This is a genomic window from Jingyaoa shaoxingensis (genome assembly GCF_014385005.1).
Classification (GTDB): domain Bacteria; phylum Bacillota; class Clostridia; order Lachnospirales; family Lachnospiraceae; genus Marvinbryantia; species Marvinbryantia shaoxingensis.
Genome location: NZ_JACRSZ010000003.1, coordinates 239,555 through 254,068, shown reverse-complemented (window position 1 = coordinate 254,068; position 14,514 = coordinate 239,555). Strand labels below are relative to the sequence as shown.

The 14,514-nt window shown below is 45.0% G+C and carries 14 protein-coding genes; 13 read left to right on the top strand and 1 reads right to left on the bottom strand.

The window, feature by feature from the left end; genetic code table 11:
* The first annotated feature begins 19 nt into the window (after nt 1-19).
* The 9 genes from H8716_RS05080 (at nt 20) to holA (ending at nt 8,724) form a co-directional block, all read left to right on the top strand.
* The gene (locus H8716_RS05080) at nt 20-802 is read left to right on the top strand and encodes a sirohydrochlorin cobaltochelatase (protein WP_249307448.1); all 783 of its coding nucleotides are present in this window, start codon (nt 20-22) and stop codon (nt 800-802) included.
* Entirely contained in the window at nt 799-2,049 is a 1,251-nt protein-coding gene (gene hemA, locus H8716_RS05075; protein ID WP_249307447.1) for a glutamyl-tRNA reductase, read from the top strand. The genes H8716_RS05080 and hemA overlap by 4 nt, the downstream gene beginning before the upstream one ends.
* Nucleotides 2,046-2,945 carry a hydroxymethylbilane synthase gene (gene hemC / locus H8716_RS05070; RefSeq protein WP_249307446.1) on the top strand — a complete coding sequence of 300 codons (900 nt, stop codon included), beginning with the start codon at nt 2,046-2,048 and terminating at the stop codon, nt 2,943-2,945. Before hemA ends, hemC begins: the two co-directional genes overlap by 4 nt.
* The gene (gene cobA / locus H8716_RS05065) at nt 2,942-4,450 is read left to right on the top strand and encodes a uroporphyrinogen-III C-methyltransferase (protein ID WP_249307445.1); all 1,509 of its coding nucleotides are present in this window, start codon (nt 2,942-2,944) and stop codon (nt 4,448-4,450) included. Before hemC ends, cobA begins: the two co-directional genes overlap by 4 nt.
* Before the next feature lie 63 nt (nt 4,451-4,513).
* Entirely contained in the window at nt 4,514-5,497 is a 984-nt protein-coding gene (hemB, locus tag H8716_RS05060; protein WP_249307444.1) for a porphobilinogen synthase, read from the top strand.
* Nucleotides 5,494-6,780 (top strand): glutamate-1-semialdehyde 2,1-aminomutase, encoded by a 1,287-nt coding sequence (gene hemL, locus H8716_RS05055; protein WP_249307442.1) that lies wholly within the window; start codon nt 5,494-5,496, stop codon nt 6,778-6,780. Before hemB ends, hemL begins: the two co-directional genes overlap by 4 nt.
* Nucleotides 6,759-7,403, top strand: a complete 645-nt coding sequence (locus H8716_RS05050; RefSeq protein WP_249307441.1) for a TIGR01906 family membrane protein — start codon at nt 6,759-6,761, stop codon at nt 7,401-7,403. Before hemL ends, H8716_RS05050 begins: the two co-directional genes overlap by 22 nt.
* A 102-nt stretch (nt 7,404-7,505) precedes the next feature.
* Nucleotides 7,506-7,709, top strand: coding sequence for an alpha/beta-type small acid-soluble spore protein (locus tag H8716_RS05045; protein ID WP_249307440.1), 204 nt, complete (start codon nt 7,506-7,508; stop codon nt 7,707-7,709).
* A 37-nt stretch (nt 7,710-7,746) separates the two neighbouring features.
* Nucleotides 7,747-8,724 carry a DNA polymerase III subunit delta gene (gene holA, locus H8716_RS05040; RefSeq protein ID WP_249307439.1) on the top strand — a complete coding sequence of 326 codons (978 nt, stop codon included), beginning with the start codon at nt 7,747-7,749 and terminating at the stop codon, nt 8,722-8,724.
* Between the two features lie 99 nt (nt 8,725-8,823).
* Here holA and rpsT read toward each other — a convergent pair whose 3' ends face one another.
* Complete coding sequence (gene rpsT / locus H8716_RS05035) at nt 8,824-9,084, bottom strand: 30S ribosomal protein S20 (RefSeq protein WP_249307438.1); 261 nt, start codon at nt 9,082-9,084, stop codon at nt 8,824-8,826.
* Between the two features lie 213 nt (nt 9,085-9,297).
* Here rpsT and gpr point away from each other — a divergent pair, with 213 nt between their 5' ends.
* The 4 genes from gpr (at nt 9,298) to hemW (ending at nt 14,465) form a co-directional block, all read left to right on the top strand.
* Nucleotides 9,298-10,182, top strand: a complete 885-nt coding sequence (gene gpr, locus H8716_RS05030; RefSeq protein ID WP_249307436.1) for a GPR endopeptidase — start codon at nt 9,298-9,300, stop codon at nt 10,180-10,182.
* A 41-nt stretch (nt 10,183-10,223) separates the two neighbouring features.
* The gene (locus H8716_RS05025) at nt 10,224-11,426 is read left to right on the top strand and encodes a stage II sporulation protein P (protein ID WP_249307435.1); all 1,203 of its coding nucleotides are present in this window, start codon (nt 10,224-10,226) and stop codon (nt 11,424-11,426) included.
* A 67-nt stretch (nt 11,427-11,493) separates the two neighbouring features.
* Nucleotides 11,494-13,308 (top strand): translation elongation factor 4, encoded by a 1,815-nt coding sequence (gene lepA / locus H8716_RS05020; RefSeq protein WP_283242965.1) that lies wholly within the window; start codon nt 11,494-11,496, stop codon nt 13,306-13,308.
* The gene (gene hemW, locus H8716_RS05015; protein ID WP_249307432.1) at nt 13,308-14,465 is read left to right on the top strand and encodes a radical SAM family heme chaperone HemW; all 1,158 of its coding nucleotides are present in this window, start codon (nt 13,308-13,310) and stop codon (nt 14,463-14,465) included. Before lepA ends, hemW begins: the two co-directional genes overlap by 1 nt.
* The last annotated feature ends 49 nt before the right edge of the window (nt 14,466-14,514 follow it).

The window sequence follows — 14,514 nt, the reverse complement described above, 5'->3', positions numbered from 1 at the left end:
GAAACAAAGGGGAAGAGGAATGGCAGTACAGACAGAGGCAATTCTGGCAGTCAGTTTTGGAACCAGCCATAACGACACCAGAGAGAGAACCATTGACAGGATTGAAGCAAAATTGCAGGAAAGCTATCCGGAGCGCCGGATATACCGTGCATGGACCAGTGATATGATACGGAAAAAGCTGGAAAAGCGGGATGCCGTACACATTGACAGTGTGCAGGAAGCATTTGCAAGGATGAAAAAGGACGGTATTCGCACAGTGACAGTACAGCCGACCCATGTGATGAATGCCATTGAAAATGATAAAATGTGTGAGCAGGTTCACCTGGCAGAAGCTGATTTTGAAGAAATAAAGACCGGTGATGCCCTGTTTGTAACAGAACAAGACAAAGAAGAAATTGTGAAAATCCTGGGAGAATACTGGAACAGTGTCCCAGAAGATGAATTGATTATTTTTATGGGACATGGAACTTCTCATGAGGCCAATGTTGTTTATGAACAGCTGGATGAGGCTCTGAAAGCGGCAGGACATAAAAATATGTATGTAGGTACGGTAGAATCACTTCCGACACTGGAGATGATTATGAAAAAAATTGACGGTCGGGATGTGAAGAAGGTACATCTGGCTCCGTTTATGATCGTAGCAGGAGATCATGCAAAAAATGATATGGCAGGAGACGAAGAAGACTCCTGGGGAGGCCAGCTGAAGAGAGCAGGTTATGATGTGGAATGCCATATCATCGGTCTGGGAGAACTGGAAGGAATCCAGAATATGTTTGTACGCCATGTGAGGGAAGCAAAATGAGTATACAGATGATAGGAATAGATCATACACGGGCATCTATCGATGTCCGTACCGTCTTTTCCTTTACGAAAAAAGCAATTGGAGAAACACTGGAAAAATGGAAAGAGCGTCCGGATATTGCAGGATGCATTATACTTTCTACCTGTAACCGGATGGAGATCTGGGTCAGCAGTGTAGAAGAAGACGTAGATCTTTACGAAATGCTTTGTCAGGAAAAACAAATCGATCCGGATACATACCGTGATTATCTGATCTGTCGCCGGGAAGGAGAGGCAGTGCACCATCTGTTTGAATTATCCTGTGGACTTCAGTCCAGAATTCTGGGAGAAGATCAGATTATCACACAGGTGAAGGATGCGCTGACCATGGCAAGAGATCAGTATGCCACAGACAATGTACTGGAAGTTCTGTTCCGCATGGCGGTTACAGCAGCCAAAAAAGTAAAAACAGAAGTGGTGCTTTCCGATGCCAACAGTTCTGCTATTCATAAAGCAGTACAGGAATTAAAAGATCAGGGATATGTCTTTGAAGGAAAAAACTGTATGGTGATCGGAAATGGAGAAATGGGAAAGCTTTCTGCAAACGTGTTCCGGGGGCAGGGAGCTTCTGTTACGGTCACAGTCAGACAGTATCGCAGCGGTGTGGTGCAGATCCCGGAAGGCTGTGCCCGGATTGATTACGGCAAAAGGCTGGAACTGCTTCCGGAGTGTGATTATGTAGTCAGTGCCACATCCAGTCCGAATTATACACTGACCTGTGAAGCAGTAGAGAATCTTCATCTGAACCATGACGTGGTCATGATTGACCTGGCAGTGCCAAGGGACATTGAAGTTTGTACAGGTGATCTGAAGCATGTAACGTTGTATGATATTGATTATTTTAAGGCAGATCACACCAGTGAACAGGTAAAAGAAAACATCAAAAAAGCGGAAGGCATTCTGGATGTGCAGATGCACGAGTTTTTTGACTGGTATGAAGGCAGAGATATCATTGAACAGGTGCAGGTTATTAAAAAGCAGGCAACAGAAGATTTTCATTTAAGGATCCAGAAGCAGGTAAAGGAACTGATGAGAACTGCCAGAGAAGAAGCACCGCAGGAAGTGGAGCAGATTGACCGCCTTCAAGAGTATGTGGAAGCAGCGGCAGGAAAAGTAATAAATAAAATGATTTTCGGAATGAAATCAAGACTCAGCGATCAGACATTCCGGGAATGTATCGAAGCAATGGGAGATGTATTTCAGAAATGAGCAGGAAAATAATCATTGGCAGCCGGGAAAGCAGGCTGGCTGTCATTCAGACCGAAATGGTAAAAACATATATAGAGACACATTGCCCGGACATCCAGGTAGATGTTCTGACCATGAAAACAACCGGGGATGTGATTCTGGACCGTACATTAGATCAGGTGGGCGGTAAGGGATTATTTGTAAAAGAACTGGACAAAGCGTTGATGGAAAAACGAAGTGATCTGTCTGTACACAGCTTAAAGGATATGCCCATGGAGGTATCGGAGAAACTGCCACTGGTAGCCTTCTCTAAGAGAGAAGATCCGCGGGATGTGCTGGTACTGCCGGAAGGAGTAACAGAGCTGAAGTTTGACAAGCCGATTGGCTGTTCCAGCAAGCGACGGATTCTGCAGCTACAGGAACTGTATCCACAGGCAACATTTGCCACAGTGCGTGGCAACGTACTGACCCGTCTGCGTAAGCTGGATGAAGGCAATTTTTCTGCACTGATTCTGGCAGCAGCAGGATTAAAGCGTCTGGGGCTGGAAGAACGAATCAGCCGTTTCCTGGAACCGGAGGAGATGATTCCTGCAGCAGGCCAGGGAATTCTTGGCATTCAGGGAAGATCAGGAGAGGATTATAGATTTCTGAAGACATATGATGATCCTGAAGCAAGAGCCTGTGCTCTCTGTGAACGGGCTTTTGTCCGTGTTTTGGATGGTGGATGCTCTTCACCGGTGGCTGCACATGCAAGAATTCAGAATGGACAGATTCTGCTTCTTGGACTGTATTATAATGAAGAAGACGGCGGGTATCTAAAGGGAAGCCTGACAGGGCCTGCAGACCAGTCAGAAAGTCTGGGAGAAAAACTGGCACTTCAGTTGAAAGCAGAATATGGAAGGAGTAAAAAAGCATGACAGGAAAAGTATGGCTGGTAGGAGCCGGACCTTCTGATCCGGGACTGTTTACCAGAAAGGGTGAACAGATTTTGAAGCAGGCAGAAGTGGTGGTATATGACGCACTGGTTGGACAGAGTATTTTGAATATAATACCCGAAGATGCCAAAATGATTAACGTGGGAAAACGTTCCTGCAAACATATCATGAAGCAGGAACAGATCAATCAGGTATTGGTGGATGAGGCAAAAAAAGGACAACGTGTAGTGCGTTTAAAAGGTGGAGATCCATTCCTGTTTGGACGTGGCGGTGAGGAACTGGAGCTTCTGGTGAAAGAAGGGATTCCCTATGAAGTAGTTCCAGGCGTGACTTCGGCACTTTCCGTTCCGGCATATAACGGCATTCCGGTTACTCACAGGGATTATTGTTCTTCTCTTCATATTATTACCGGACATAAGCGTCAGGGAGAGAGTTATAATATTGATTTTGAGGCACTGGTAAAGACAAAAGGAACCCTTGTATTTCTTATGGGAGTATCTGCCCTTGGAGATATCTGCCAGGGACTGCTTCAGGCAGGCATGGATCCGGATATGCCGGCAGCCCTCTTGATTAAGGGAACCACTGCGGCACAGAGAAGAATCGTGGCAACGGTGTCCACATTAAAAGAAGAAGTAGAACGGCGTGGTGCAGAAACACCGGCTATAATTGTAGTAGGAAAAGTATGCAGTCTGGCAGAAGAATTTGAATGGTATGAAAAACTTCCACTGGCAGGCAAGAAGATTCTGGTTACCAGACCAAAAGAACTGATTTCTGAGATGTCCCAGAAGCTTCGCAGTGCCGGTGCAGAAGTGCTGGAACTTCCGGCAATCCGCATTGTGCCATGTGAAGACCAGAGCCGTCTGGTGAAAGCATTAGAGCAGATTGAGACATACCAGTGGCTGGTATTTACCAGTCCTACGGGAGTGCGTATTTTCTTTAAAGAAATGGAAAAACAGCATAAGGATATCCGAAAACTGGGTCAGGTGCGTCTGGCTGTGATTGGATCTGGTACAGCAAAAGAATTAGAGAAACGCGGGCTTTATCCAGATCTGGTACCGGAAGAGTTTTACGGAGAGGCACTTGGAAAGGCTCTGGCAGAAAAGTGCAATGACGGAGACCACATTCTGATTCCAAGGGCATCTATCGGCAATCAGGAACTGGTGCAGATTCTGACAGAAAAACGAAAAGCAACTATTGACGATATCCCTACATATGATACCATATATGCAGGTTCTGCTCTCATTAATGAAAAACAGGAATTTGAAAATGGAAGCATTGATTATGCGGTGTTTACCAGTGCGTCCACAGTAAAAGGTTTTGCGGAAGCAACAAAGGGTCTGGACTATACGAAGGTTCACGCAGTCTGCATCGGCAGACAGACAAAGGCGGCGGCAGATGCCCTTGGAATGCGGACAGAGATGTCAGAAAAAGCAACTATGGATTCCGTAGTAGAAAAAGTAGCAGAATTATGCCAGAAACAGGACTGAATAGGAGTAAAGCAATAACGACCCTGTTCCTATAGACACAGGTCATGCAAGGAGGAAAGTCAGATGGAAATGACAAAAAGACCAAGACGCTTAAGAGGAAGTATGACACTTCGGAAGATGGTACGGGAGACCAGAATGGATAAAGCCTCTCTGATGTATCCGATGTTTGTCATGGATGGAGAGAATAAAGTAGAAGAGATTCCTTCCATGGAAGGTCAGTATCGTTATACGGTGGACCGTATGGGAGAATGCCTGCAGGAACTTCTGGATACAGGTGTAACGTCTGTAATGCTGTTTGGTATTCCTGCAGTGAAAGATGAAGTAGGAAGCCAGGCTTATGATGACAATGGTATTGTACAGAGAGCTCTGCGTTATGCAAAAGAGCATTTTCCACAGATGTATCTGGTAACAGATGTATGTATGTGCGAATATACATCCCATGGTCACTGTGGCGTGCTGTGCGATCATGATGTAGATAATGACAAGACACTGGAACTGCTGGCAAAGACCGCTGTTTCCCATGCAAAAGCGGGTGCACAGATGGTAGCACCTTCTGACATGATGGACGGAAGAGTAGCTGCAATCCGTGAAGCACTGGATGAAGCTGGATTTACGAATGTACCGATTATGTCTTATGCAGTAAAATATGCTTCTGCATTTTACGGTCCGTTCCGTGATGCGGCAGGATCTGCACCGGCATTCGGAGACCGCAAGACTTATCAGATGGACTTCCACAACAGCAGAGAAGGAATCAAGGAAGCACTGCTGGATGAAGAAGAAGGCGCAGATATCATTATGGTAAAACCTGCCATGTCCTACCTGGATATGGTGGCAAAGGTAAGAGAACAGGTGACCACACCGATTGCATGCTACAGTGTCAGCGGTGAGTATGCCATGGTCAAGGCAGCAGCAAAGATGGGATGGATTGACGAAGAACGGATTATCTGTGAGATGGCAGTATCTGCTTACCGTGCAGGAGCAGATATCTATATTACTTATTATGCAAAAGAACTGGCAAAATGTATGGATGAGGGGAAAATAGGATGAGCAGATCAGAAGAATTATTCAGACAGGCGGTAGAACTGATCCCGGGTGGAGTAAACAGCCCGGTAAGAGCTTATGGCAATGTACATGAAGTACCAAGATTTATTGTAAGTGCCGACGGACCGTATATTTCAGATGTGGATGGCAATACTTATGTGGACTATATTGGTTCCTGGGGACCAATGATTCTGGGAAATAACGACAAGCGTATTCTGGACAGTGTCGTTAAGGCTGCCGGAAAAGGATTGAGCTTTGGTGCGGCAACAGAAGCAGAAGTGGAGATGGCGCAGCTTGTGTGCGACTTGGTTCCGTCTATAGAGATGGTACGTATGGTGAATTCCGGTACAGAGGCGGTTATGAGTGCACTCCGTGTGGCAAGAGGCTATACGGGCAGAAATAAAATCGTGAAATTTATGGGATGTTATCATGGACATACTGATGCCATGCTGGTGAAGGCCGGTTCCGGTGTGATGACAGCAGGTATTCCGGACAGTGCCGGAGTTCCGGCAGGATGTACACAGGATACCCTGTCTGCAGAATACAACAATCTGGACAGCGTAAAAGAATTATTTGACAGCTATCCGGATGAGATTGCAGCAGTGATCGTGGAACCGGTGGGAGCCAATATGGGAGTGGTGCCTCCAGAAGAAGGATTTCTGGAAGGACTTCGTGCTATCTGTGATAAGTACAGCGCGCTTTTGATCTTTGATGAAGTGATTACCGGATTCCGTTTAAGTCTTCAGGGTGCACAGGGTTATTTTGGTGTACAACCGGATCTGACAACTTTTGGTAAGATTATCGGTGCAGGTATGCCGGTAGGTGCTTACGGAGGAAGAAAAGAAATCATGCAGCTGGTATCTCCGGTCGGAAAAGTATATCAGGCAGGAACATTAAGCGGTAATCCGGTTGCCATGGCAGCTGGACTGACTCAGCTGAAGATTTTACGTGATACACCGGATTTTTATGAAAAACTGAATGCAAACGGTGACTGGTTCTATACAGAGATGGATAAGATCCTGACCGATCATCAGATTCCACATTGCCTGAATCATGTGGGTTCCCTTGGATGCGTATTCTTTACGGAGAAAAAAGTAAAAGATTATGTGACCGCCAAAACATCTGATACAGAGGCTTTCGCAAAATATTTCAAATATCTGCTGACTCACGGTATCTATATGGCACCGTCTCAGTTTGAAGCAATCTTCCTGTCCGGTGCCCACACAAAAGAAAATGAATTAAAGAAGACACTGGAAGTGATCGATGCATGCTGCGCTGCAATAAAATAAAGGCGTTTCTTTCGGGACTGGTGGGTATGGTGTTCCTGATTTCAGTAGCAGTGATATTGACATTGTCCTGTAAAAGTCTCTATAAAGCGGATATGAGACATCTCCGCCTGGCAGAGGAGACAGGCTATTCTGAGGAAGAGATACTGGTGAATTATGAGGAACTGATTGATTACAATCTTTCGTCCTTTCATAAAGAACTGAAGTTTCCTACTTTTCCCATGTCAGATGAGGCTCGGATTCATTTTGAAGAGGTGAAAGTGATTTTTCAGGGATTTCTGTATATTATGGTGGTTAGTGGAATTCTTTTTGTGCTCATCGCGATCAGAATGGCAAAAAAGAGTGACTGGCTGTTCCTGAAGTATACCGGTATCTGCAGTATTGTGATCCCCTCTGTGCTGGGAGGAATGATAGCACTGAACTGGGAAAAAGTCTTTATTACCTTTCATGAACTGGTGTTTCAGAATGATTACTGGCTTTTTGATCCGGTTACAGATCCTGTAATACTGGTGCTGCCAGATGAGTATTTTATGCACTACGCTATCATGATCATTGGAATTGTGTTGCTTGGAGCGGGTGTGTCTCTTGGCATATATCATATAAAGTCCGGAGAGCGGAAGCAGTAAAGCGCATGGGATCATTTCCCGTGTACCAATGAAGATAAAAATGTATAATATCAAAAAAGCAGGTCATACTCTAAGAAAAAGAAAGGAGTATGACCTTTTTCTATGAAAAAACAGGATAAAACAATAGATTTAAAGAATCTGACACCGAAGGATAAAATGAAATATGAGATTGCAGAGGAACTGGGACTTCTGGACAGGGTAAAGAAAGATGGCTGGAAATCACTCTCTGCAAAAGAGACCGGGAGAATCGGAGGAATTATGACCAGACGGATGCGCGAAGCAGAGAAGAAGAAAACAAAACGGTGATCTTGCAGGGGAAAAGTCCCTGTGTTATACTGGAAACATGAAAAATTTAGTACAGGATTTAAAAACAGGAAATTTCAAACATATTTATCTTCTGACAGGAGAAGAAGTCTATCTGAGAAACCAGTATAAGAAGAAACTGCAGGAGGCGCTTGTTTCACCGGAGGATACGGTGAATATTAATTTTTATCAGGGAAAGGGGATCTCCGTGCAGGAATTGATTGACCAGGCAGAGACCATGCCTTTTTTCTCAGAGAGACGGCTCCTGGTCATTGAGGACAGTGGATTTTTTAAAAGTGCATCACCGGAGCTGGCAGAGTATCTGGAACAGGTGCCAGAGACTACCTATTTCCTTTTTGTAGAGAATGACGTAGACAAGCGGGGAAAACTTTATAAAACGGTAAAGAAAAATGGGGGTATTGCTGAATTCTCCAGCCAGACAGAAGATACTCTGATGCGCTGGATCCTAGGGATTCTAAAAAAAGAACAGAAAAATATCACCCGTTCCACCATGGAACTGTTCTTAGAAAAGACTGGAACAGATATGAATCAGATCAGCATGGAACTGGAAAAGCTGCTTTCTTACACATTGGGGAAGGAGATTATCACAGCAGAAGATGTAGAGGCAGTCTGCACGACCCAGACGGTGAACCAGATTTTTGAGATGATCAATGCTATGGCACAGAAGAATCAGAGACGGGCACTGGATCTGTATTACGATCTGCTGGCATTAAAAGAAGCACCTATGAGAATACTATATCTAATTGCCAGACAGTTTAACCAGATTATGCAGATCAGTGAACTGAGCAGTCAGGGAGTTGGGCGAGAAGCAATTGCAGAAAAACTGGGGATACAGAGCTTTATTGTACGGAACGGACTTCGTTATGCCAGAAGCTTTTCGCAGGAACAGCTCCGCTATGCAGTAGAGACAGCCGTTCAGACAGAGACAGATGTCAAGACCGGAAAATTAGATGAAAAGCTGGCAGTTGAGCTGGTAATCGTAGAGATGAGCAAATGATAAGCTGCGTATCTGTGAAGGTGCTGAACAGATACGCAGCTTGGATATTAAAAAAGACCATCGGATGACGGACCGATGGTCTTTTAAACTTCTCATTTATTAGATATTGTTAACAAGCTTAGCTAAACGGGAAACTTTTCTTGCAGCGTTGTTTTTATGATAAACACCCTTTGTAGTAGCTTTATCAATAACAGCTGTAGCGTTCAGCAGAGCAGCAACTGCAGCATCTTTATCTTTTGCTGTAACAGCAGCTTCAACTTTCTTGATTGCTGTCTTAACACCAGACTTGATTGCTTTATTGCGTTCAGCTTTTGTTCTGTTAACTAAGATACGTTTTTTTGCAGATTTAATGTTAGCCAATTCCTGACACCTCCAATTTATTCTCTTTTTCATCTTTTATGTTAAACTCGGACACGGACGTTCTAACATAAATATACTTCGTATCTGATCCATACGTTCACAGATACCACACTTCTCTATTTTAGTGCAACAAGAGTGCTGTGTCAATACATAATTCGGAAAAAAATGAGAAAAATAGCAGAAAAGAAGTAAATCGGAAAAGAGAGGAAAGCTATGTTAGGATTTTTCGAAGTTCGCACAGACCTGGCACTGGAGGCTAGAGAGAATCTGGATAAATCCGGAGAAGAACTGAACGGGATTCAGATTCAGGAAGAAGAGGATTCGCAGAATCATATTCATACGACAACGGTAACCATAAAAACGGAAAACGGTGCAAAAGCCATTGGAAAGCCGGTAGGATGTTATGTGACCATGGAAGTTCCTGATATGGGATCAGAAGATGAGGGGTATCATAGAGAGATCTCAGAAGTGCTGGCGCAGAGGATAAAAAGTCTTCGCAAAAACAGAGTGGGCTCAGTACTTCTGGTGGGTCTCGGTAATCGGAATGTAACACCGGACGCTCTTGGACCCCTGGTAATGGATAATCTGAAGATCACCAGACATCTGTTCAGAGAGTTTGGACTGACAGAAGAGGGAAAAAATCCGGTCAGTGCCTTGGTTCCGGGTGTCATGGCGCAGACAGGAATGGAGACACTGGAGATTATCCGCGGGGTAGTGAAAGAAACCAGACCGGATATGGTGATTGTAATAGACGCACTGGCTGCAAGGAGTATTAAAAGACTGAACCGTACGATACAGATCTCGGATGCCGGAATCCACCCTGGTTCCGGTGTGGGAAACCACAGATGCAGGCTGAATCAGGAGACGCTCGGGGTACCGGTCATTGCCATTGGAGTGCCTACTGTGGTGGATGCGGCAACCATTGTCTATGATGCCATCAGCCAGACAGAGCTGGAGGAAGACCAGATGCAAGATCTGCGGGAACAGATGGCACCGGGATTAAATACGATGTTCGTTACACCGAAGGACATTGACGAGACAGTCAAAAAAGTCAGTTATACCATTTCAGAAGCATTGAATATCGCATTTTCATCATAAACTGCATGGTTCTCTCATAGACTGGTACAGAGGTGAAAAAAATGCGGCTACTGGACAGGATCATCAGAGCAGTGCTTCTGGTCTGCATGACAGTATTGAGTGGATATATTCTGATACGGGCGGTGACGATTGCAGGAGAAAACGGTGTATTTCAGGATACGCCGCTTTTGTCTGCTTTTTACCGGAAACTGGAAACATACAGTGAACAGCTTTTTGTGCCTGTACTGTATTATGATGAAGCGACACAAGTCTGGCAGCAGGATCTGGAGGCAGGTGTCCGTCAGACGATGATTCCTTTTGCCTGGTATGCGGACAGGCTGGGAGAAGAGAGCAGACAAAATGAACCGGATGAGGAATACGAACTGATTCTGGAAGCAGAGGCAAAAGCAGAGGAGCAGAAACAGCCACTGGATTTGCAGGAGTGGATGGTCAGTCGAAAACAGACAGAGGATACCCAGAAAGAGGAATCAGAAAATGAGAGTACGCAAGGTTCCAGGGAAGAAGAATTCGCCACACTTCTGAATGCATATTTTTCTATGGACGCTGCAACAACCATAGACAGCAGCAGGCTGAATAACAGCCTCCTGGATATGGATCTGTCACTGGATCAGACAGAAGGCCCACAGATACTCATCTATCACAGCCATTCTCAGGAAGGTTTCACAGACACGGTGGAGGGGGATGATACCACAACGATTGTAGGAGTGGGAGATTATCTGACACAGCTTCTGACAGAACAGTATGGATATGAAGTAATCCATGACAGGGGAGTATATGATCTGGTGGATGGTGTACTGGACCGGAATGTGGCTTATGACTATGCGGGAGCTGCAGTAGAAAAATGGCTGGAGGAGTATCCACAGATTCAGGTCATTATAGATCTGCACAGAGATGGGGTAGACGGTAAGAAATTTGTTACGGAATATCAGGGGAAACAGACAGCGAATCTGATGTTTATTCTGGGAATGAGTCAGACAGCCGACCATCAGGATATTACCTATCTGCCTAATCCTTACATAAAAGAAAATACTGCGTTTGCCCTGCAGATGCAGATACTGGCAGAGAGGGATGCACCTGGAGTAATGCGCAATATTTATCTGATGGCTTATCGGTTTAATCTGCATTATCGACCGAGAAGTATTCTTTTAGAAGCTGGGACACAGCTGAATTCATTGGAAGAAGAGAAAAATGCCATGAATGTTTTTGCACAGATCCTGAATAAGGAACTGAAAGGCAGCCGGTAAGTCGGTTAGGTATAGACAAAGCGGGAAATCATGTGCTAAAATGCCTCTTGAACAGGAGGAAATACTATTGGCAGCAATTGATCAGAATAAAATAAGAAATTTTTGTATTATCGCACATATAGACCATGGCAAATCCACACTGGCAGACCGTATTATTGAAATGACAGGGCTTCTGACCAGCAGAGAGATGCAGGCACAGGTCCTGGACAATATGGACCTGGAGAGGGAACGTGGAATTACCATAAAGGCGCAGACGGTGCGTATTGTTTATGAAGCAAAAGACGGAGAAGAATATATTTTTAACTTAATTGACACACCGGGACATGTGGACTTTAACTATGAAGTTTCCAGAAGTCTGGCAGCCTGTGACGGCGCCATTCTGGTAGTAGATGCCGCCCAGGGAATCGAGGCACAGACACTGGCCAATGTTTATCTGGCACTGGACCATGACCTGGATGTTATGCCGGTGATTAATAAGATTGATCTTCCAAGTGCAGATCCGCAGAGAGTGATCAACGAGATCGAAGATGTGATTGGAATTGAGGCTCAGGATGCACCGCAGATCTCAGCAAAGACAGGACTGAATGTAGATCAGGTTCTGGAACAGATTGTGGAAAAAATACCTGCGCCGGGAGGAGATCCGGAGGCACCTTTGCAGGCACTTATTTTTGACTCTGTATATGATTCTTACAAAGGCGTGATTATTTTCTGCCGGATTAAGGAAGGAACGGTACGAAAGGGTACACCGATCCGTATGATGGCGACCGGAGCAGTGGCTGATGTAGTAGAAGTAGGATATTTTGGACCGGGGCAGTTTATTCCATGTGAAGAACTGAGTGCCGGAATGGTAGGGTATATTACTGCCAGTCTGAAGAATGTAAAGGACACCAGAGTGGGAGATACCGTAACCAATGCAGAGGAACCTTGCAGTGAACCACTTCCGGGTTATAAGAAGGTAAATCCGATGGTGTACTGCGGACTTTACCCGGCAGACGGCGCAAAGTATCCGGATTTGAGGGATGCATTGGAAAAGCTTCAGTTAAATGATGCGGCACTGCAGTTTGAACCGGAGACATCTCTGGCACTGGGATTTGGTTTCCGCTGTGGCTTTCTGGGCTTACTTCATCTGGAGATCATTCAGGAGCGTCTGGAGCGGGAATATAATCTGGATCTGGTGACGACAGCGCCAAGCGTTATCTATAAGGTGCATAAGACCAATGGAGAAGTAATAGATCTGACGAATCCGTCCAATCTGCCGGATGCATCTGAGATCGAATATATGGAAGAACCAATTGTAGGAGCTGAGATCATGGTGACCACGGAATATATTGGTGCTATTATGCAGCTCTGTGAGGAACGCCGTGGTAATTATCTTGGCATGGAATACATGGAAGAAACACGTGCACTTCTGAAATACGAACTGCCATTAAATGAGATTATCTATGATTTCTTCGATGCACTGAAGTCCCGTTCCAGAGGATATGCATCCTTTGATTATGAGATGAAGGGATATCAGAGATCGGAACTGGTAAAACTGGATATTCTGGTGAACAGAGAAGAAGTGGATGCGCTGTCCTTTATTGTACATGCAGCAACTGCTTATGAGCGTGGAAGAAAGATGTGTGAGAAGCTGAAGGAAGAGATCCCGAGACAGCTGTTTGAGATTCCGATTCAGGCAGCAATCGGAAGTAAGATCATTGCCAGAGAAACTGTGAAGGCCATGCGTAAGGATGTACTGGCCAAATGTTATGGCGGTGACATTTCCCGTAAGAAGAAACTTCTTGAAAAACAGAAGGAAGGTAAGAAACGAATGCGCCAGGTAGGAAATGTGGAGATTCCACAGAAGGCGTTCATGAGTGTTCTGAAATTAGACGAAAATTAATGGAAAAAGAACTGGAACTTTATATTCACATTCCATTCTGTGTCAGAAAGTGTAATTACTGTGATTTTCTGTCCTTTGCAGCAGATGAGACGGTGCAGAGACAGTATACAGATGCTCTGTGCCGGGAAATCTCAGACTGGGAAGGATATGGAGATGGAAGAGTCAGTACGGTATTTATCGGCGGGGGTACCCCGTCGATTTTGCCTGTCAGAGAGATGGAACGGATTCTGGATACCGTTTACCGTCATGCCAGAATGGAAAATGAGACAGAGATCACAATGGAATGTAATCCGGGTACTGCCGACCGGGAAAAGCTGCTGGCATGGAAAAACAGCGGAATTAACAGGATCAGTTTTGGCCTTCAGTCAACAGACAACAGAGAACTGAAGAGACTGGGCAGAATTCATACCTGGGAGGATTTTCAGGAGAGCTGGCATCTGGCAAGGAAAGCAGGATTTGAGAATATGAATGTGGATCTGATGTCAGCATTGCCGGGACAGTCAACCCAGAGCTGGCAGAAGACATTGGACAGGGTACTGGAGCTTGAACCGGAACATATTTCAGCATACAGCCTGATTATTGAAGAGGGAACACCGTTTTACGGGCAGTTCGCTGAGGCAGATCAGAAACGCGCAGCAGATGAACCACAGAATCTTCTGCCTTCTGAAGAGGAAGAAAGACAGATGTATGAGGATACACTGACGATGCTGGCAGCGCACGGCTATCACAGGTATGAAATATCCAATTATGCCAGACCGGGGAGAGAATGCCGCCATAACTGTGGCTACTGGACAGGAGTGCCATACAAGGGATTCGGATTGGGAGCTGCCTCATTCCTACATCATGAACGGTACAAAAATACAGAATCCATGCAGGAGTACCTGACAGGGGAAGATCCTGTAAGAGAATGGCAGAAGCTGAATAAAGCTGAGGAGATGGAGGAAATGATGATTCTTGGCCTGCGCATGATGCAGGGCGTCAGCACTCGCGAATTCCAGAAAAAATACAACGTATCCATGAAGGAAATCTATGGTGATGTGATCTCAAAATATGGAGAGATGGGACTATTGAAGGAAGAAAAGGGGCGTATTAGTCTGACGGAAGCAGGAATTTCTGTCAGTAATGTAATTCTTTCAGACTTTCTGTTAGCAGAATAACTTTGGTAAATTTTTACAAAATTATTAAAAAAATATTGAAAGATATTGC

Excerpts from the sequence above, each read along its gene's own strand:
- hemC (WP_249307446.1), top strand. The coding sequence starts at position 2,046 with ATGAGCAGGAAAATAATCATTGGCAGCCGGGAAAGCAGGCTGGCTGTC.
- hemW (WP_249307432.1), top strand. The coding sequence starts at position 13,308 with ATGGAAAAAGAACTGGAACTTTATATTCACATTCCATTCTGTGTCAGA.
- hemL (WP_249307442.1), top strand. The coding sequence starts at position 5,494 with ATGAGCAGATCAGAAGAATTATTCAGACAGGCGGTAGAACTGATCCCG.
- H8716_RS05025 (WP_249307435.1), top strand. The coding sequence starts at position 10,224 with ATGCGGCTACTGGACAGGATCATCAGAGCAGTGCTTCTGGTCTGCATG.
- gpr (WP_249307436.1), top strand. The coding sequence starts at position 9,298 with ATGTTAGGATTTTTCGAAGTTCGCACAGACCTGGCACTGGAGGCTAGA.
- holA (WP_249307439.1), top strand. The coding sequence starts at position 7,747 with ATGAAAAATTTAGTACAGGATTTAAAAACAGGAAATTTCAAACATATT.
- cobA (WP_249307445.1), top strand. The coding sequence starts at position 2,942 with ATGACAGGAAAAGTATGGCTGGTAGGAGCCGGACCTTCTGATCCGGGA.
- hemA (WP_249307447.1), top strand. The coding sequence starts at position 799 with ATGAGTATACAGATGATAGGAATAGATCATACACGGGCATCTATCGAT.
- H8716_RS05050 (WP_249307441.1), top strand. The coding sequence starts at position 6,759 with ATGCTGCGCTGCAATAAAATAAAGGCGTTTCTTTCGGGACTGGTGGGT.
- hemB (WP_249307444.1), top strand. The coding sequence starts at position 4,514 with ATGGAAATGACAAAAAGACCAAGACGCTTAAGAGGAAGTATGACACTT.
- H8716_RS05080 (WP_249307448.1), top strand. The coding sequence starts at position 20 with ATGGCAGTACAGACAGAGGCAATTCTGGCAGTCAGTTTTGGAACCAGC.
- H8716_RS05045 (WP_249307440.1), top strand. The coding sequence starts at position 7,506 with ATGAAAAAACAGGATAAAACAATAGATTTAAAGAATCTGACACCGAAG.